Genomic DNA, 18,634 nt, shown 5'->3' on the forward strand with positions numbered 1-18,634 from the left:
TTGCTGCTCGACTGGCTCCACTTCTGCCGGACCGCTACCGTCATCACCCTTGAGCGGCGAATCCACGTCCCCGAGGTTGCCGCCGCCCGCCTCGCAGCCGACCCGCGGCCGGGCTGGTTCGCGGCAGTGCTGAAGGCGTACAGCTCCGCCGCGCAAGAAGTCCCGGACCGACTCCCCCGGGTATAATCGCGGCATGAGCAGCGCACCGTTTGACCTGGCCGCGGACGAAGCCGCGATCCGCCTCGGCGGCGGGTCGAAGGCCATCGCCCGCCAGCACGAGAAGGGCCGCCTCACCGCCCGCGAGCGGATCGCCAAGCTGCTCGACGAACCGTTTTTCGAGCTCGGCCTGTGGGCCGGCTGGGGCATGTACGCCGAGTGGGGCGGCGCCCCGTCCGGTGGCGTCGTCACCGGCATTGGCACGGTGTCCGGCCGGCGTGTGCTGGTGATCGCCAACGACGCAACGGTAAAGGCCGGGGCGTTCTTCCCGATCACGGCCAAGAAGGTGCTCCGCGCCCAGCGAGTGGCGTTGGAGAACCGACTGCCCCTGGTGTACCTCGTCGATTCCGCGGGCGTGTTCCTACCGCTCCAGGACGAGGTTTTCCCGGACGAAGACGACTTCGGCCGCATCTTCCGCAACAACGCCGTCATATCCGCGGCCGGGGTGCCGCAGTTGGCCGCGATTATGGGGAACTGCGTCGCCGGCGGCGGCTACCTGCCCGTACTCTGCGACACGCTCTTGATGACGGAGGGGAGCGGCCTGTACCTCGCGGGCCCGGCGCTGGTGAAGGCGGCGATCGGCCAGGTGGTCGATCACGAGTCGCTCGGCGGGGCCGCGATGCACGCCGCCGTCAGCGGCACGATCGACTTCCGCGAGAAGGACGACGAGGCGTGCATCGAGCGGCTCAAACGGCTGATCGGGCTGCTACCAGGTGAGCAACACCCACCGAGCGCGGCCGTCGGGCCTGCTTCCGCGGACTTCACCCCTTTCACCTCCGGCGGCGAGTACGACGTGCGAGCCTTGCTCGCCCTGCTGCTCGACGCCGACGCTCGGTTCGACGAGTACAAGGCCGACTACGGTCAGAGCCTCGTGTGCGGCTTCGGCCGGATCGGCGGCCGGCCGGTCGGGGTTGTCGCCAACCAGAAGAAGCGGGTGAAGCCGGCCGACGGGGCGTGGCAGTTCGGCGGCGTCATCTACGTCGATTCGGCCGACAAGGCGGCGCGGTTCGTCATGGACTGCAACCAACTTCGAGTGCCGCTGTTGTTCGTGCAGAACGTCAATGGCTTCATGGTGGGCCGCGAGAGCGAGCAGGCCGGCATCATCCGCGCGGGTGCGAAACTGGTCAACGTCATCTCCAACAGCGTCGTCCCGAAAGTGACGCTGATCACGGGCGGCTCGTTCGGAGCCGGCAACTACGCCCTGTGCGGCAAGGCGTTCGACCCGCGGCTCATGCTGGCGTGGCCGACCGCGCGCTACGCCGTGATGGGCGGCGATCAGGCCGCGTCCACGCTCCTCGACGTGCAGGTGCAGGCGCTCAAGCGCGCGGGAAAGGAGCCGGACGCGGCCGAGCTGGCGGCCTTGCGCGACAAGGTGAAAGCGAGCTACGAGGCCCAAACGGACATCCGGTACGCCGCGGCCCGGTTGTGGGTGGACGCGGTGATCTGCCCCGAGGACACGCGGGCGGCGCTGCTGACGGCGCTGGAAATCGCCACCCGTCACGACGACGGGCGGGCGTTCAAGACGGGTGTCTTGCAGGTGTGATTCACTTCTCGTCGAACAGCTTCCCCAACTCCAGCCGCACGGGGCGTAGCTTCGTCGCTGGCCCCTCGCCGTGGGCGAAGTGGAGCACCCGCGCCCGCGGCTCGAACACCATACTTTGCAGCGTCGCCTTCCCCTGGTTCACCTCGTCGAGCCGGGCGAACACGTCGGTCACCCCGAGCTTCGCCTCCGCGGTGTAGAGCGGGGCCAGCTTGTCGAACCGCCAGCACTTATTGCCGACGCTCAGGTCGTCGGTGCGGAAGTGGTTCGTGCAGCAGCACACGCCGTTCTCGGCCGGTCGCACGGCCAGCGTCTTCGGGGTGATTTCGAACACCGCGCCGCCGCTCACGTCGCAGAGTGTCAGGCAGCAGCTGGTCGTGCGCTCCATAGCGCGTAGCACCGTCTCGGCCTCGGCGACGGTCTTGCACTCCTCCAGGACCCGTCGGAAGGCCAGCAACATCGGCGTCCCCTTCCAGTTGAACGCGGCCTGGTCCTTCGACCGGCGCAGGTGAATCTCGTTCACCGTCAGGCACAGCCCGGCGTCGTTCATGCCGCTGACGACGCCGCTGATGGGGCTGACGGTCACGGCCGCGAACGCCCGCTTGCCGGTGCCGCGGTACACGGCCACGAGCGTGTGCTCGGTGATGCCGCGGGTCGGCGTCCAGTCGAAGTTGCGGCCGAACAGCGGCGTGCCCGTCTTGCTCCGCTCGGGCTCGACGACGATCGTGGAGCAGCCCATGCCGCTGGACAGGTCCGCAACCGTGTTGGCGAAGACGTGCCGGCCAAGGTCACTGTTCCCGGCCTTCGCACAGGCCTCCATCTCGGTGCGGTGGTGCGTCGGGAAGCCGGGTAACAGTCGCGTGCCCATCGCCAGCACGAGCGGGTAGCGGCCCTTCTGCCCGGTGTCTTCCAGGAAGCGGTGGATGAGGCCGTCCAGGTCGGGCGCCGGCTTCACCGCGAGCGCGCCGAACTGCTCACCCATCTCGGCGGGGCTCCCGCGGACGGTCAGCACGGGGACCCCCTCGACGTAGCGCAGCTCGCCGGCGCCGTGTTTCCCGGAAGGGAAGCGCTTCACGTCCTGCGCGCGGGCGACCGGGGCGAGCAGAAGGATTGCGACGAGCGCGAGCAGGCGGCGAGTCATGTCGGCTCCGGAAACACGGCCGGTCGGCTTCACACGGTATCATTCATCGGCCAGCAGGGTCGTCCGGCCCAGGGCCACGTCGAACTCGCTGAGCAGCGGCACCAACATCGCCGCGATGGCGAACCCGAACGCCCCGCCGAGCACCACAAACGGCCCGAGCGGGTCGGCCGACTCCTCCGTGCCGGGCTTCGCGATGAGGATGTTTACGACGCAGAAGAACATCGCCAACGGACACGCCGTCGCCGCGAGGCTGAGCGCCCAGGAGGGGCGGTCGGCGTTGAGCACGTACATGAGGCCGCCGATCCCGAGCACCAGGAACGACACGAAGCTCACCCACTGGCTGCCGAAGCTGCCGCCGTTGATGACGATGAGGTAGATGCTGATGAGCGTGCCGACCGACAGGAAGAACACGGTGCCGAGCGTCTGCACGATTGCCAGCCGGCTGGCGGTCACACGCAGGGCGACGTGGAGGCCGAGCATCATGGCGAAGGCCAGTAGTACGGCCAGTGCCACCAGCACAGCCAGCAAGGGGCCGAAGTTGATGGCGAACGCCGTGCCCGCGCCCACGTCCGCGGGCGTGCGTGTGAGCGCCCCCATGGCGGCGTAATAGACCGACAGCAGGAACGGTGGGAGGAGATATTCCTTCGTGTTGTACGCGACGCCGAGCAGCTTCCCGAACACGAACTCGTTCGGCGAGATGTCGGTGACGAGGAGCACGTCCAGCGCCCCGCCGTCCCGCTCGGACGTGACCGCCGTTACCGCCTGGGCGGACACGAGGAGTAGGCTCAGCACCGCTACGGGGACGAGGCCGTACGCGGCGGCGAACGACGGCCGGCCGCCGGGACGCTGTAACTCGCTGACGGCGAAGTACAGGATTGCGGCCAGGGCAACGCCGAAGGCCAGCTTCACGAGCAGCGGCCGGCGGCCGTAGGCCAGCGTGCGGATCTCGCGCCACAGCACCGGGTTGGGCCACACCTCGCGCGCCGCCCCGGGTGCGGCGTGGGCCTTCGCCCGCTTCTCGATCTCCTCCGTCTCGTTCGCCGCGGCCGCGACGCCTGGCCCCTCGCGCTGCATGATCGGCTCGCCGCTCGGGTTCCACGCCCGCAGCCGGGCGATGCCCACGCCGTTGAGTAGAACCGCCCAGCCGAGCATCACGAGCACGAACCCGTAGGCCGGGGCGAGGCCGGCCGTCGGAGCCGCTTCCAGGACGGACTGCATCGCCGCGAACGGGTCGAGCCACGCCTGCGCCGCGGGGGTCACGATCACGCCGACGGCCTGGGCCGCACTCACGTACAGAACCAGGAACAGCACCGCGAGCGCCAGCGCCTGGAAGGTACGTTCCCGCCAGAGCGCGACGAGCCCGCCGAGCGACCCGGCCGCGACCGCCGACGCCGCCAGCACCAGCACCGCCTGCACAACCTGCTCGGGATCGATGCCGCCGAGTAACAGGAACAGCGCGAGTACCGGCGCCGTCACGAGCAACTGCACGCTGATCGGCAGCAGCGCCCCGAGCAGCTTGCCGAGCACGATCTCGTAGTCGCGCATGTCGGTGATGAGCAGGAGCACGAACGTGCGGCGGTCCTTCTCCTGCGACACGGCGCTGGCCGCGGACAGCGCGGCGAAGAAGATCGTCAGCAGCAGCTGCACGAAGACGACGATCTGGAACAGGAGCAGCCCGAACGCGGCCGTCTCGCCGAGGGTGGCGTCGCGGGCGAAACCGACCGTGGCCTGCCAGGTGGTGACGCCGAGGATGGCGAGGAGGCCGACCACGGCGGCGCGGCCAGCGTAGTGGCCGGACCGGCGCGGGACGGTCACCAACTCGCGGTTGAAGATCGGGCCGAGCAAGGGCGGTCCTTTCGCGGCGGGTTCAGGTTCAGCGTATTCCCCGCCGCGCCGGCGGCGACCCGGTAGAATCGGACGGCATGAGTGTGATCGTGTTCGCCGCCCGCGGCCTGCCGGCTTGGTGGCTCGGCCCCTACGGCAACGAGTGGGTCGTCACCCCCACCCTCGACCGCCTCGCGGCCGAGGGCGTCACCTTCGACCGCCACCTGTCCGACTGCCCCGACCCGGACGCCGCCGGCCGGGCCTGGCTGAGCGGGCGGCAACAGGTGCCGCCGATGGACGGGAACACAGGGCTGACGCCCGAGGCTCGCCCTGTACTACTGGAAACACTCGCCGAGGCCGGCGTCCGCACGGTGCTGGTGCGCGCGAACTACCCCGACACCGACGGCCCACCCTCCTACTACGCCGGCTGGGCCGAAGTGTTCGACGCCCGGCCCGACGCCGACGACGCCTCCCCGCTCGACGCCCTTCTCCGCGAGCTGCCCGGCGTGCTGGACCGCCTACCCGCCGACGGCCGCTGGCTGCTGTGGGTGGATACGGACCGCTGCGTACCGCCGTGGGACGTGCCGCAGGACGTTTTCGATGCGTACCTCGACGACGGGGCCGAGACCGAGGCGCCCGACGACGCCGAGCCGGTGTCGCCGTTCGCCGACCCGCCGACCGGGCTGTTCGACCGCTCCGACCCGTCGGCGCTCGACTTCCTGCACCGCACCTTCGCCGCGGTCGTCACGAAGCTCGACGACGAACTCGGCAGGGCGTTCGAGGCCTTTCGCTCGCGCGGACTCGACCGCACGGCCGCGTGGCTGATCACGTCGGACCGAGGCTACCCCCTCGGCGAGCACGGCCAGGTCGGACCGCACCGGCCGTGGCTCCATCAGACCGTGGTGCAGGTGCCGCTTCTGCTTCGACTGCCCGGGGCGCAGGAGGCGGGTCGGCGGGTCGGGGTGCTGACGCAGCCGGCGGACCTGACGGCGACGCTGCTGTCGCTGTTCGGCGCCCGCGTCGAACCTGGGGACGGATTCGACCTGCTCCCGCTGGCCTCCGGCGGGGAGGGGCGGGTGCGGCCGGAGGCAGTTTCGGGCTGGGTCGTGAACGGCGTCGGCGAGTGGGCGCTCCACACCGCAGACCGCACGCTGCTTCTGCCGGGGCCGCAACCGCACGGCGAGGAGCGGCCGGTGCAGCTGTACGTGAAGCCCGAGGACCGCTGGGAGGCGAACGACGTGCGAGCAGCGTTTCTGGATCAGGCGGACGAGATGGAAGCGCGGCTGCACTCGGCGACCCGCTCGCCACCGGTGTAGACGTTGAACCGCCCGCCCCGCAGGAACCCGACCAGCGTCATCCCGAACCGCCGGGCGGCATCCGCGGCCAGGCTCGACGGCGCCCCGACCGCGGCGAGGAAGCCGATCCCGGCACGTCCCGCCTTTTGCACCAACTCGAAGCTCGCCCGGCCGGACACGAGCAGCACGCCCGGTCCCGCCGGCAACTGGCCGCTCAAGAGCAACGCCCCCACCACCTTGTCCACGGCGTTGTGCCGGCCCACGTCCTCGCGGACGAGCCGCACCCGAGCGTCAGCGTGGAACAGCGCGGCGGCGTGCAGCCCGCCGGTGACCGCGAACACGCCCTGTGCTTCGGCGAGCAGTCGCGGGAGCTCGACGAGCACGTCGGGACCCATCACGAAACCGCCAGCCAAGTCCGGGATTCGGCGATGGATGCGGTCGATGGTGCGTGTGCCGCACAGGCCGCAAGAGCTCGAGAGGTACAGCTCGCGCCGCGCCGCGTTGCACTGCGCGGGCCAGCGAACGGCGGCTTGGCCGGCGAGCGTGACGTTCACCACGTTGCCGTAGTCGGACAGGGTGCAGGGCTCGGCGCGCTCCAACTCGTCGGGGTGATCGATGAGTCCTTCCGTGAGGCAGAACCCGGCGGCGAGCTCGGCGTCGTGGCCGGGCGTCCGCATGGTCACGACGAAGGGTTCGCCGTCCACTCGAATTTCCAACGGCTCCTCGGTCGCCAGCCGATCGGCGTCGGCGATGCCGCCGGGGAAGCGGGTGACACGCACGTCGGTCGTCTCGCCCACACTCATGCTCCCGCCACGATCGTGATCGGGATGAATTTCGACAGCGGCGTCCGGCTGCGGTGCGCGAAGCTGTCCTTCGACACCAGGCCGTTCGTCTCGGGGAAGTAAGCCGCGGCGCAGCCGCGGGGGATGTCGTAGGCTACGGCCCGGAAGCCGCGGGCGGTGCGCGTCAGGCCGTCCTCGATGGTGTGGCTGTGCAAGTCGATCGCGTCGCCGTCCTTGAGCCCGCGCTCGGCCAGGTCGGCAGGGTGGATAAAGACCACCATGCGGGTGCCGTGGACGCCGCGGTAGCGGTCGTGCAGGTCGTACACCGTCGTGTTGAACTGGTCGTGGGAGCGGATCGTCATCAGCCGCAGTTGCCCGGCCGGGAGTGCCATCGGGTGGACGGGGTGCGGCATGAACCGCGCCTTGCCGGTGGCCGTGTTCCAGCGCCGCTCGCGGGCCGCGTTGCCGAGGTAGAAGCCGCCGGGAGTTTGCAACTTCTCCTCGTAGCCGTCGAACAGTTGGGGCAACGTCGCGGTGATCTTCTCGCGGACGCGGCGGTAGTCGGCGCGGAACCCGGCCCAGTCGATGCCGGCGCCGTCGGGGAAGGTCGCTTCCGCGATGCCGCACACGACCGCGACTTCGGACAGCAGGTGTTCGGACGCCGGCGGGTTGCTTCCGGCCGAGGCGTGGACCATGCTCATCGAGTCCTCGACGGTCACGCGCTGCGGGCCCGTCGCCTGCACGTCACGCTCGCTGCGGCCGAGGCACGGCAGAATCAGCGCGTCCTTCCCGGGGCACAGGTGGCTGCGGTTCAGCTTCGTGCTGACGTGGACCGTCAGGGCGCACTTCCGCAGCGCCTCCTCAGTGAACTCGGTGTCCGGCGTCGCGGCGGCGAAGTTGCCGCCCATGCCGATGAACACGGTCGCCGAACCGTCGGCCATCGCGTTGATCGCGCCAACGGTGTCGTGCCCGTGCCCGCGCGGCGGGTCGAAGCCGAACGCCCGTTGCAACCCGTCCAGAAACACCGCCGGAGGCTTCTCGTTGATCCCCATCGTGCGGTCGCCCTGCACGTTCGAGTGGCCGCGCACCGGGCACACCCCCGCCCCCTCCCGGCCGACGTTACCCCGCATCAACAGCAGGTTCACAACCATCTGAATCGTGGCGACGGCGTGCTTGTGCTGCGTCAGGCCCATCGCCCAGCACGCGATCACCTTCTTGCCCTGCCGGTACACCTCGGCCGCCTCGCGGAGTTGGTCGCGCGTCAGTCCCGACTCGCGCTCGATGGTGGGCCAGTCGGCGGCGTTCACCTGCGCGGCGAACGCCTCGAAGCCGTCGGTGTGATGGCGGATGAAGTCGTGGTCGATCACCTTGCCGGGGTCGGCCGCCTCGGCGTACAGGAGGTGGGCGCAGATGCCCGTGAGGGCAGCCAGGTCGCCGCCGACGAGCACCTGGTAGTAGTGCGTACTCAGCGACGTGCCGCGGTTCAGGAGCGTCCGCACCGGGTGCTTGGGGTGGACGAAGCTCACGAGTCCCGGCTCCCGGAGCGGGTTGAGGGTCATGATCTTCGCCCCGCGCTCGGCCGCCTTCTGGAGCTCGGCCAGCATCCGCGGGTGGTTCGTGCCGGGGTTCTGGCCGATCACCAGGATCAGGTCGGCGTGGTCGAAGTCCTCCAGCGTCACCGTCCCTTTGCCGACGCCGAGTTGCTCGCCGAGGGCCGTGCCGCTCGACTCGTGGCACATGTTCGAGCAGTCCGGCAGGTTGTTCGTGCCGAACCGGCGGGCGAGGAGTTGGTACAGGAACGCCGCCTCGTTGCTGGTGCGGCCCGACGTGTAGAACAGGGCCCGGTCGGGCGAGTCGAGCCCGCGCAGGGTGCCGCCGACGAGCGCGAAGGCGTCGGCCCAGGTCACCGGTTCGTAGTGGTCCGTGGCGGGGTTGTACCGCATCGGGTGCGTGAGGCGGCCCTGGTTTTCGAGCCAGTGGTGCGTCTGGCCGCGGAGCCAGCCGACGGTGTGACGCGCAAAGAACTCGGGCGTCACTCGCTTGGCCGTGGTCTCGAACGTGACCGCCTTCACGCCGTTCTCGCAGTACTCGCCGACGCGCGACGGGTCCTTCGGCTCCGGCCAGGCGCAACCGGGGCAGTCGAACCCGTCGGGCTGGTTGACGCGGAGTAGCGATCGCAAGTTGCGCACGACGCCGCGGTTCTGCACGACGTGCTTGAGGCTCGACACCAGCGCCCCCAACCCGGCTGCGGGGCTGGGGTAGGGAGGCGGGTTCGGCTGCGACGGGTCGCTCATCGGTCGGTCCGGAGGGAGGGGTTCTGTTATCGTAGCCCGTCCGGGCGGAGGCGGATACACTCGCCGGGTGGCCCGAGGGATAGCGATGGCGTCGTGGCTGGTTCGCGCCTGGGAGCGGTGGTTCGCCGGGCCGCTGCGCCGCGTCGAGGCCGACTCGCTCGCCTACCGGCAGACGGCGACCGGGTTCGACGGCAAGACGGTCACCGTCGTTGTGGTCGCGGCCGTGAGCCTGGTGGTGCAGAACTACTACAGCGGCCCCGGCACCCTGATCGCGCCGCTGCGGTGGCTCGGCGCCTCGGACGATAGCGTGATTGACACGCTGTTCCGGTGGGAGTCGTCGCAGTCGGCCCGCCTGATGTGGTTCGCGTTGTGCGCGTTCACGACCTACGCCGTGCTGCCGGGTCTCGTCGTCACGCTGGCGTTCCGCGAGAGGTTGACCGACTATGGCGTCGGCGTCCGCGGCGTGGCCGCCGACTGGCCGGTGTACCTGGCGTTCGCGGCGGTCATGGTGCCGCTGGTGTACCTGTGCTCGGCCCTTCCACGGTTTCAAGAAGTGTACCCGTTCTACCGCGTCGGCTCGCGGGCCGACGTGGACGCGGGCCTGATCCGCTGGGAACTGGCGTACGCGCTGCAGTTCATCGGCCTGGAGTTCTTCTTCCGCGGGTTCCTGGTCCACGGCACGAAGCACCGCTTCGGCGCGTACTCGGTGTTCCTGATGGTCATCCCGTACTGCATGATCCACTTCCACAAGCCGGTCGCGGAGTGCTTCGCGTCGATCATCGCTGGCGTGGCTCTCGGTGTGGTCAGCCTGGTAACGAAGTCGGTGTGGCCGGGTGCTGGGCTGCACATCCTCGTGGCCTGGGGGATGGACACGTCCGTACTGGTGCGGCGGGGGATGTTGTTCTGACGCGCAGGGAGAAAAATGTGGTCGTCACGCTTGAATAGTGTACAAATGTATATTACGTTTCTGGTGGCGTCAAGCAACCGGCCGAATTCTCGGCCCCCGGAACCCTGTCACGACGCCGATCCGCTCACGTCTGTCCTCGGTTGCTCCTCCCAACAAGATGGACGGACTTGACTTCCACTCACTGGTGGCCGATGCTTATCCCTAGCCTCCCCGCCCGCACCCGCCTCCGGGTCGTCTGCACGATGCCGTTTCGCACCTCCCACACCCTCGCGGTCCTGGTCGCGCTCCTGGCGTGCCCCGCAGGCGCAGTCGCGCAGGCGACCAAGAGCGGTGAGCAGCTGTATGTCGAGCACTGCGTCCGCTGCCACGGCAAGGACGGGCAGGGGGCCAAGAAGACGATCGCGCCGCTGGCCGGCGAGAAGTCGGTGGCCCAACTCGCCAAGGTCATCGACGACACGATGCCGGAGGACGACCCGGACAAGCTGAACGCCGCGGAGTCGGCCCGCGTCGCGGAGTACATCCACGGCGCCTTCTACTCGCCCACGGCTCAAGCCCGCGTTCGCCCGGCCCGCATCGACCTCGCCCGCCTCACCGTCGGCCAGTACCGCAACGCCGTCGCCGACGTCGTCGGTGGCTTCCGCCCGGCCGCGAAGCTCGACGGCAAGCAGGGGCTCAAGGGCGAGTACTACAACGCCCGCAACTTCCAGGGGAACAAGAAGGTCATCGACCGCATCGACCCCGAGGTGAAGTTCGATTGGGGGAAGGCCGCGCCCGGCGAGAAGTTCGACGCCCCGCACACGTTCGCAGTCCGCTGGGAAGGCTCGGTCGTGCCCCCGGAGTCGGGCGTTTACGAGTTCGTCGTCCGCACCGAGCACGCGGTCAAGCTGTTCGTCAACGACACCCGCACGCCCCTGATCGACGCCTGGGTGAAGTCCGGGAAGGACACCGAGTTCCGCGGCGCGCTGCACCTGCTGGCCGGGCGGGCGGTTCCGATCCGACTCGAATTCTCGAAGGCCAAGCAGGGTGTCGACGACTCCAAGAAGAACCCGAACCCGCCGCTGCTGCCGGCGTCGATGACGCTGCTTTGGAAGCCCCCGCACGGGGCCGTGACCGTGATTCCGGCGCGGCACCTATCGCCGGCGCGGACGGCCGAGAGCTACGTAGTTTCGACCGCGTTCCCGCCCGACGATCGGAGCCTGGGCTGGGAACGCGGCACGACCGTGTCGAAGGAGTGGGACGCGGCGGCGACCGAGGCGGCGCTCGAAACGGTCTCGTACCTCGCGACGCGGCTCAACGAGCTGGCCGGCACCCGCGACGACGCCCCCGACCGCGCCGCGAAGCTGAAGGCGTTCGCGGCCAAGTTCGCCGAGCGGGCCTTCCGCCGGCCGCTGACGACGGAAGAAACCAAGCTCTACATCGACTCGCAGTTCGGCGGTACGCCGGACGCCGAGCTGGCGGCGAAGCGCGTCATCGTACTGGTGCTGAAGTCGCCGCGGTTCCTGTACAGGGAGGTCGGCGGCACCACCGACGGCTACGCAGTCGCGTCGCGGCTGGCGTTCGCGCTGTGGGACAGCGGCCCCGACGCCGAGCTACTGCGGGCCGCCGCCGCGGGGCAGCTGGCGACCCCGGGCCAGGTGCAAGCCCACGCCGAGCGGATGCTGAACGACCCACGGGCGCGGGCCAAGATTCGCCAGTTCCTGCTGACGTGGCTGCGCGTGGACCAGCCGCACGACGTGAGCAAGAACCCGCTCCGCTTCCCCGGCTTTGACGAGGCCGCGGCCGCGGACCTGCGCACGTCGCTGGAGCTGTTCCTCGACGATGTCGTCTGGAGCCCCGAGAGCGACTTCCGCAAGCTATTCCTGACAGACACCGTGCCGCTGAACGCTCGGCTTGCCAAGCTGTACGGGGGCACTGCCGCCGACGACGTGGGCTTCCGGCCGGTGCGGCTCGACGACGGCAAGCGGTTCGGCGTGCTGACGCACCCGTACCTGATGGCCACGTTCGGCTACACCAGCGACAGCGCCCCGATCCACCGCGGCGTCTTCATCGCCCGCGGCGTACTCGGACTGACGCTGCGGCCGCCGCAGGACGCTTTCGCCCCGTTCGCCGCCGAGCTCCACCCGACGCTCACCACCCGCGAGCGGACCGCGCTGCAAACGCGACCCGCGGCGTGCGTGACGTGCCACAGCGTTATCAACCCGCTCGGATTCACGCTCGAGAATTTCGACGCCATCGGCCGACACCGCGACCGCGACGCCGGCAAGGCAGTCGATTCGAGCGGCAGCTATCACACCCGGGCCGGCGCCGACGTGACCTTTGCGGGCCCCGGGGAGCTCGCACGCTTCCTGGCGACGAGCCCGGAGGTTCACACGGCCTTCGCCGAGCAGCTGTTCCACCACCTGGCGAAGCAGCCGACCCGCGCCTACGGCCCGCGCACGCCCGACGAACTCGGCGCGTCCCTGAGCCGTGACGGGTTCAGCGTCCGGAAGCTGATTGTGCGGGCCGCCGTGATTTCGGCTTTACCGCCGCCCGTTCCCCCGAAACAATAAATACCACAGCCCCAAGCCCGGAGCCCCCGATGGTCCACTCGCGCCGCGACTTCCTCCGCGACCTCGGGGTCGGCGCCGCCGCGCTCCCGTTCGTCGGGAACCTGCCCGGCCTCGGGTTCGCCAACCAGACGCGCCGCAAGCAGCGCCTCGTCGTGATGTTCAGCCCGAACGGCGTCATCCCCGGCGCGTTCTGGCCGAAAGAGGAAGGGGCCGACTTCACTCTCCCCGAGTCGCTGACGCCGCTCGCCCCGTTCAAGGACAAGACACTTATCCTGAACGGCGTCTGCGACCGCGTCCGCGGCGACGGCGACGCGCACATGCGCGGCATCGGCTGTTTGCTCACCGGCGTCGAGCTTTTCCCCGGCAACATCCAGGGCGGCTCGCACACGCCCGCAGGCTGGGCCAGCGGCAACTCCATCGATCAGGAAATCCGCACGTTCTTGCAGCGTGACGCCGCCACCCGCACGCGGTTCGGCTCGCTCGAGTTCGGCGTCATGGTCCCCGACCGCGCCGACACGTGGACGCGGATGGTGTACACCGCCGCGAACAAGCCGGTGGCGCCGATCGACGACCCGTACCAGATGTTCAACAAGCTCTACGGCCGCACCAAGGACCGTGAGCTGCTCGGCAGTGTCCTCGACGACGTCAGCGCCGACTTGAACCGCGTCGCGGGGGCCGTGGGCGCCGCCGACCGCCGGCTCCTCGACGAGCACGCCACGTTCGTCCGTGAGATGGAGCAGGAGCTACGGGCCGCCCGCGCCGCGGCCGGGCACGAGGTGCCGCGGCTCGAACCCGGCGTGCGGAAGGACAACGACCGCATCCCGCAGATCAGCCGGATGCAGATCGACCTGATGGTGAACGCCTTCAAGGCCGACTTCAGCCGCGTCGCCACGCTCCAGTACACGAACTCCGTGGGCATGGCGCGAATGCGGTGGCTCGACATCACCGAGGGGCACCACGAGCTGAGCCACGAGCCGGACACCAACCAGGCGGCGGTGGACAAGCTGACGCGGATCAACAAGTGGTTCGCCGGGGAACTGGCCTACCTCGCCCGCAAGCTGGCCGACACCCCCGAGCCGGGCGGCACCGGCACCATGCTCGACAACACCGTCATCGTGTGGACGAACGAGTTGGGGAAGGGGAACTCGCACACGCTGGACAACATCCCGTTCCTGCTCGTCGGCGGCGGGCTCGACTTCAAGACGGGCCGGTCACTGAAGTTCCCGCGCGTCGCACACAATCGGCTGCTGATGAGCCTGGCCCACGGGTTCGGGCACCGCGTCGAGCGGTTCGGCAGCGGCGAGTTCTGCGGCGCGGGTGCGCTGAACCTGAGCTAACTCTTCCGCCGCCTGCGGCGTAGCACCGCGGTGCTACGCCGCAGGCGGCGAAAACCATCAGCCCACATACACCCCGTAGCTGCGCCCGGCGTCGTTGAGCCCGAACACGTCGCCCTGCTCGCCGCGGTACGTCCGCGCCGCCCCCGCCGTCAGCAACACGTCCGCCGCTTCACGCAGCACGCCGAGTCGCACCGCGCCTGCCACCGGCGCGAAGAAACTGGCCCGCTCCGCACCCGTCGCGGCGTCCGTCAGCTTGACGTGCGGTGCCCCAGAAACCGGGGCAGTGGCCACGTCGCTGTTCACGACCGCGACCCACACGCCCGTCCGCACTCCGGCGTCGTATGCGGCGTAGCTGAACACCGGCCGCGACTCGCCCAGGCGGTACACCTTCACGACCGGCCCGCCGCCGTTCCCCGCCCCCGTCACGATCGCCGGGCCAACGCCATCCACCTCACCCGCCGCGACGTTGACGCCGCCGCGGAACGACGACTCGTACGCGAAGAAGCGGGCCACTTCGGCGAAGTCGCCGCCGCGGTACACGGCCACCGCCGGGCCGCCGCCCTCACCCGCGCCGGCTACGACCTCGGCGACGCCGTCGCCGTCGAGGTCCGAGGCCGCGACGTTGACGCCGCCGCGGAACGACGACTCGAACGCGAAGAAACTTGCCGCCTCTGAGCCGTCCGCGCCGCTGAACACCTTCACCGCCGGCGCCCCACCCAGGCCCGCCCCGACGACTATGTCGGGCACGCCGTCGCCGGTCACGTCGGCCGTCGCCACGCGGACGCCGCCGGTGAAGTCGGGGCCGAACGCCAGGTACTCGTTCCGCACGTGACCGGCGGCGTCGAACACGTTTACGACTGCGGCCTGCCCGATGTCCCGACCGGTGGCAAACACCGCTTCATGTTTTGCCAGTGGTGACCAGGCCCGCGCGGCCGGCACGTCGGCCGGGGCCGTCACCACGCGGCGGAACCAAGCCAGGACGTCGAGCGCCTCCAGGTTGCGGACGTTCTGCGACGCCCCGTTCACACTGGCACCGTCGCCCTCGTAGACGAGGTGAACGCCGTCCGGAGCCAGGCCGCCGCCGGGCAGCGACGCGACGCCGCGCCACAGGTTCCACACCGGCACGCGGAACTCGTCCGCCACGTCGGCGACGATCTGGTTCAACTCCAGTACGCGACCCGCGAGCACGCCGCCGTTGTACGTGTTCGGCGGGATCGTGCTCAGCAGCGGCACGACGCCCGCCGCGGTGAGCGTCCGAACGATGGCGCGCAGTTGCTCGCGGTACGCCTCGGCCTGATTCCAAAACAGGTCGTTCGTGCCGATCATCACCAGGGCGACGCCGACGTTCGAGGACGCCAACGCGCCGGGGATCGTGGCCGCCAGGTCTGTCGCGCGAAAGCCCGGGACCGCGCTCGTCGTCGGCCGCACGAACGAGCCGCCGGCGCGGAACTCGGTCACGGTGGCCACCAGGTCCGGCCGCACGGCGGCGAGGCCGGCCGGGTTGTAGAACGGTTTGCCGTACCCGGCCAGGAAGCCGCTGTAGTAGCTGCCGATCGTCGCCGAGTTACTGTCCCCGGCGACCAACAGTGACGTCGTGGAGCGGCCGGCGAGTTGCCCCCGCAGCGCGATCGCACGTACGGAGTCGATGACCGCCGCGTCGTCGGCCGGTACGACGGGCAGCGTCTCGAACGCGGCGGCGGGAACCTCACGAGCTTCGAGCAGTTCGACCGTGAGCGGCGGACGGGGCATGAGCGCGTCCTGGCCGGGTGAGGCATGGGCGCGTCCTGGCCGCGTGGGCGATCCGTCCCCCGTAGTCTGCGCCGCTTCACGCGGTCGGGCTACCTCCAGTCGCGCCGATCCGCCCGAACGCTCCGGAAGCCGTTGACACGACCCGCAGCCGCGGTATGGTCCCCGGCCTGAACGTGGGTCGCCGCCGCAGGGGGAAACTGTACGGCGGCGACCCCGCAGAAGCCGATTAACCCGGACAGCCCGCAATGTCGGACGCGACCACCCCGGTGGCGGCGCTCAAAGAGAACATGCGCCGGTTCGCCGACGCCCGCGGGTGGGAGCCGTACCACTCGCCCAAGAATCTCGTCATGGCCCTCGCCAGCGAGGTCGGCGAGCTGTGTACCGTGTTCCGCTGGCTGACGGCCGACGAGTCGCGGCGGCTGGACGACGCCCCGGGCTTACGCGAGGCGGTGGCCGACGAGATGGCGGACGTGGCCAACTGCCTGTTCCTGCTGAGCGTCCACACGGGCATCGACTTGAGCGACGCGGTGCGGGCGAAGACGGCGAAAAACGCGATCAAGTACCCGGCCCCGCCGCCTTCGGGGGAAGGCGGCGGGGCCGGGGGAGACACGCCGGCCGCGGGCTGACGCGGCACTCGGGGACAGGGATTTTTTCGCCCAGGGGGACCAGGCCGTGCGTTCTCGAACCCTATTCCGCGCCGCGGTGTCGGCCGCCGCGGTCGGGCTGGCCGCCTTCGGGACGGTTACCGCCCAGCAGCCGCCGACCGGCAAGCTGCCGCCCGCCGGGCAGCCGGCTACCACCGTGCGGCCGTTCGGTGAGTGGTCGCCGACGCCCGCCCCGCCCGGGGGCTTCACGCCGAAGCAGAGCGGCGTTCAGCCTGCCGGCGGCGTGCTCCCGACGCCCCCCGGTTACCTCCAGTCGTCGCAGGCGGGCAACAAGGGCCGCCTCACCACGCCGGTGATGGCTGGCGCCGACGGTGTCCGTCCCGCGAGCGGATTCGACCTGCCGCCGCCGAATCTCAATATTCCGAACTTCAAGGGCGGCACCGCGCCGTCAACGGCCGAGCCGAACCTGACGAAGTTCGGCCCGCTTCCGACGACCGACGACCCGAAGCCGCCGGTGCCCGTAGTGCCGCCGGTGGGCCGCGCCCCGGCCACGCCGCCGGTCGTACCGACCCCGGTCGCACTGCCAGCCCCGCCGCTGGTCCCACCTGTGGCGGCGCCGGTGACGCCCCTCCCGATTCCCGCTCCCGCGGCGCTACCGCCGGTCGGACAGGCGGCCCCGGTCGTGCCGCCGGCACCCGCCGTCGTGCCGCCGGTCGCCACGCCGCTGGTGCCGCCCATCGGTGCCGCACCGACCGCGCCCCCGATCACACCGGTAGCACCGCCGGCCACGAACCCGGCCTTTACACCGCGGCCGACGCCTGCCGTCGCCGTGCCGCCGGCCGCTGCCCCGGTCGCCACGCCGGCCGCAGCCCTGCCGCCGCGGGCCACACCTTCGGTCGTGGTCGAGACCGTCTGCCCCGAATCGGTGTCGTTCGGCCAGGAGTACCAGTACAAGCTGATCGTTCGTAACGGCGGCAGCGGGGCCGTGGCCCACGTTCGCGTTGAGAACGAACTGCCCGGCGGCGCCCGCTTCGTCGGTTGCGAGCCGCAGGGTGAGTTGAACGGCGACCGCCTCGTGTGGTCGCTAGGTTCACTCGACGCGGGTGCGGAGCGGCACTTCACGGTGAAGGTGAAGGCCGGAGACGAGGGCGAGGCCCGTACCCGCGCCACGGTGACGTTCTCCGCCGCCGTGTCCGGCCGCACGCACGTAACCCGGCCGCGGCTCACCACGACGGTCCGCGGGCCGGAGTCGGCGCGTGCCGGCGACGACGCCCGGTTCGTCATCAACGTCACGAACAGCGGCTCCGGCCCGGCCAACCGCGTGCTCGTTCAGGCCACGCTGTCCGACGGGCTCTACCACGCCCAGGCCCAGAAGGGCGGGCTGATCGAGGCCGAGCTGCCGATGGTGAAGGCCGGCGAGACGCGCACCGTCGAACTGAAGCTCGGTGCGGCCAAGTCCGGCCTCCAGAGCCTGCAGATCGTTACCGCCGCGGACGGCAGCCCGGACGCGACGGCGAAGGCGGCGATGAACGTCATCGAGCCGATGCTGGCGGTCCGGCAGGCCGGGCCGGGCAAGTGCCTGGTCGGCGGCACCGACCCGACCTTCGAGATTGAACTGACCAACCCCGGCACCGCGGCGACGGACCCGGTTCAGTTGCACTCGGTGCTGCCCGACGGGTTCGACTTCGCCAGCGCCAGCGACGGCGGGGCGGTGGCGACGGGGAACGCCCGGACGGTGTCGTGGCGGCTGCCGGGCCTGCCGGCCGGTGGGAACAAGAAGGTGACGCTGCGGCTGCGGGCGACGACCGCGACCGACGGTAGCCCGCTGCGGACGGTGGCCCAGTCGGTGCCGGGCGAGGTCACGCCGGCCGGGGCGACGGCCTCCGGCGTGGCCGTGCGGCCGGCCGGCCGCGGGCTGGAGGCGCGAACGGAGTCGGTAATCGTCGCCGAGGGTGTCGCCGCCGTTCGCTTCGACGTGACCGTGCTGGAGAACCCGGTGATGGTCGGTCGCGAGGCGACCTACGAGATCAAGGTCTCGAACCGCGGCACCGGCCCGTGCCAGAACGTGCAACTGGTGGCGGTCCTCGCCGACGGCACCGAGTTCATGGGCGCCACCGCCGGTGCGACGAACCAGGCCGCGGCGGTGCGGGCGCAAGGCCAGCAGGTGACGTTCGAGGTGATCCCGAGCCTGGGCGCCCGGGCCGACCACGTGTACCGCGTGCGGGTGAAGGCGAACGCCGCGGGCGCCCTGCCGTTCCGCGTGCAGCTGTCGTCCGACCAGCTGCGGGCGCCGCTGGTCAAGGAAGAGAGCACGACGTTCTACATGGAGCAGCGGTGACGGGGACAGGAGACAGGGGACAGGAACCAGGCGGAATGATCCGAGGGTTTCTTGTCT

General features: G+C 70.4%; 13 protein-coding genes. 8 read left to right on the top strand and 5 right to left on the bottom strand.

Annotation, left to right across the window (positions count from 1 at the left end; genetic code table 11):
- Both ETAA1_RS12635 and ETAA1_RS12640 read left to right on the top strand, forming a co-directional pair.
- Positions 1 to 186 carry a hypothetical protein gene (locus ETAA1_RS12635; RefSeq protein ID WP_145238486.1) on the top strand — a complete coding sequence of 62 codons (186 nt, stop codon included), beginning with the start codon at positions 1 to 3 and terminating at the stop codon, positions 184 to 186.
- Between the two features lie 7 nt (positions 187 to 193).
- A complete protein-coding gene (locus tag ETAA1_RS12640; RefSeq protein ID WP_145238490.1) occupies positions 194 to 1,759 on the top strand; it encodes an acyl-CoA carboxylase subunit beta in 1,566 nt (521 codons plus the stop codon).
- 1 nt (position 1,760) lies between these two features.
- Here ETAA1_RS12640 and ETAA1_RS12645 read toward each other — a convergent pair whose 3' ends face one another.
- Both ETAA1_RS12645 and ETAA1_RS12650 read right to left on the bottom strand, forming a co-directional pair.
- Positions 1,761 to 2,897: a C45 family autoproteolytic acyltransferase/hydolase gene (locus ETAA1_RS12645; protein ID WP_145238492.1), complete on the bottom strand. Its 1,137-nt coding sequence runs from the start codon at positions 2,895 to 2,897 to the stop codon at positions 1,761 to 1,763.
- Between the two features lie 39 nt (positions 2,898 to 2,936).
- Entirely contained in the window at positions 2,937 to 4,742 is a 1,806-nt protein-coding gene (locus ETAA1_RS12650; RefSeq protein WP_145238494.1) for an ABC transporter permease family protein, read from the bottom strand.
- Between the two features lie 77 nt (positions 4,743 to 4,819).
- Between ETAA1_RS12650 and ETAA1_RS12655 the strand changes: the two genes are divergently transcribed.
- Entirely contained in the window at positions 4,820 to 6,037 is a 1,218-nt protein-coding gene (locus ETAA1_RS12655; RefSeq protein ID WP_145238497.1) for a sulfatase-like hydrolase/transferase, read from the top strand.
- On the opposite strand, the gene fdhD is transcribed toward ETAA1_RS12655, so the two are convergent.
- Positions 5,980 to 6,819 carry a formate dehydrogenase accessory sulfurtransferase FdhD gene (gene fdhD, locus ETAA1_RS12660; protein WP_145238500.1) on the bottom strand — a complete coding sequence of 280 codons (840 nt, stop codon included), beginning with the start codon at positions 6,817 to 6,819 and terminating at the stop codon, positions 5,980 to 5,982. The genes ETAA1_RS12655 and fdhD overlap by 58 nt on opposite strands.
- Complete coding sequence (locus ETAA1_RS12665) at positions 6,816 to 9,092, bottom strand: FdhF/YdeP family oxidoreductase (protein WP_145238503.1); 2,277 nt, start codon at positions 9,090 to 9,092, stop codon at positions 6,816 to 6,818. The genes fdhD and ETAA1_RS12665 overlap by 4 nt, the downstream gene beginning before the upstream one ends.
- An 85-nt stretch (positions 9,093 to 9,177) precedes the next feature.
- Here ETAA1_RS12665 and ETAA1_RS12670 point away from each other — a divergent pair, with 85 nt between their 5' ends.
- From ETAA1_RS12670 to ETAA1_RS12680, 3 genes are all read left to right on the top strand, one after another.
- Positions 9,178 to 9,999, top strand: coding sequence for a CPBP family intramembrane glutamic endopeptidase (locus tag ETAA1_RS12670; protein WP_145238506.1), 822 nt, complete (start codon positions 9,178 to 9,180; stop codon positions 9,997 to 9,999).
- 242 nt (positions 10,000 to 10,241) lie between these two features.
- Complete coding sequence (locus ETAA1_RS12675) at positions 10,242 to 12,548, top strand: DUF1592 domain-containing protein (RefSeq protein WP_145238509.1); 2,307 nt, start codon at positions 10,242 to 10,244, stop codon at positions 12,546 to 12,548.
- A gap of 29 nt (positions 12,549 to 12,577) precedes the next feature.
- Positions 12,578 to 13,885, top strand: coding sequence for a DUF1552 domain-containing protein (locus tag ETAA1_RS12680; protein WP_145238512.1), 1,308 nt, complete (start codon positions 12,578 to 12,580; stop codon positions 13,883 to 13,885).
- 57 nt (positions 13,886 to 13,942) lie between these two features.
- Here ETAA1_RS12680 and ETAA1_RS12685 read toward each other — a convergent pair whose 3' ends face one another.
- Positions 13,943 to 15,634 carry an SGNH/GDSL hydrolase family protein gene (locus ETAA1_RS12685; protein ID WP_145238516.1) on the bottom strand — a complete coding sequence of 564 codons (1,692 nt, stop codon included), beginning with the start codon at positions 15,632 to 15,634 and terminating at the stop codon, positions 13,943 to 13,945.
- A 245-nt stretch (positions 15,635 to 15,879) separates the two neighbouring features.
- On the opposite strand from ETAA1_RS12685, the gene ETAA1_RS12690 reads away from it, so the two are divergent.
- Complete coding sequence (locus tag ETAA1_RS12690) at positions 15,880 to 16,260, top strand: nucleotide pyrophosphohydrolase (protein WP_145238519.1); 381 nt, start codon at positions 15,880 to 15,882, stop codon at positions 16,258 to 16,260.
- Positions 16,261 to 16,306: 46 nt separating this feature from the next.
- Positions 16,307 to 18,577, top strand: coding sequence for a DUF11 domain-containing protein (locus tag ETAA1_RS12695; protein ID WP_145238521.1), 2,271 nt, complete (start codon positions 16,307 to 16,309; stop codon positions 18,575 to 18,577).
- The last annotated feature ends 57 nt before the right edge of the window (positions 18,578 to 18,634 follow it).

The organism is Urbifossiella limnaea, from assembly GCF_007747215.1.
GTDB lineage: Bacteria > Planctomycetota > Planctomycetia > Gemmatales > Gemmataceae > Urbifossiella > Urbifossiella limnaea.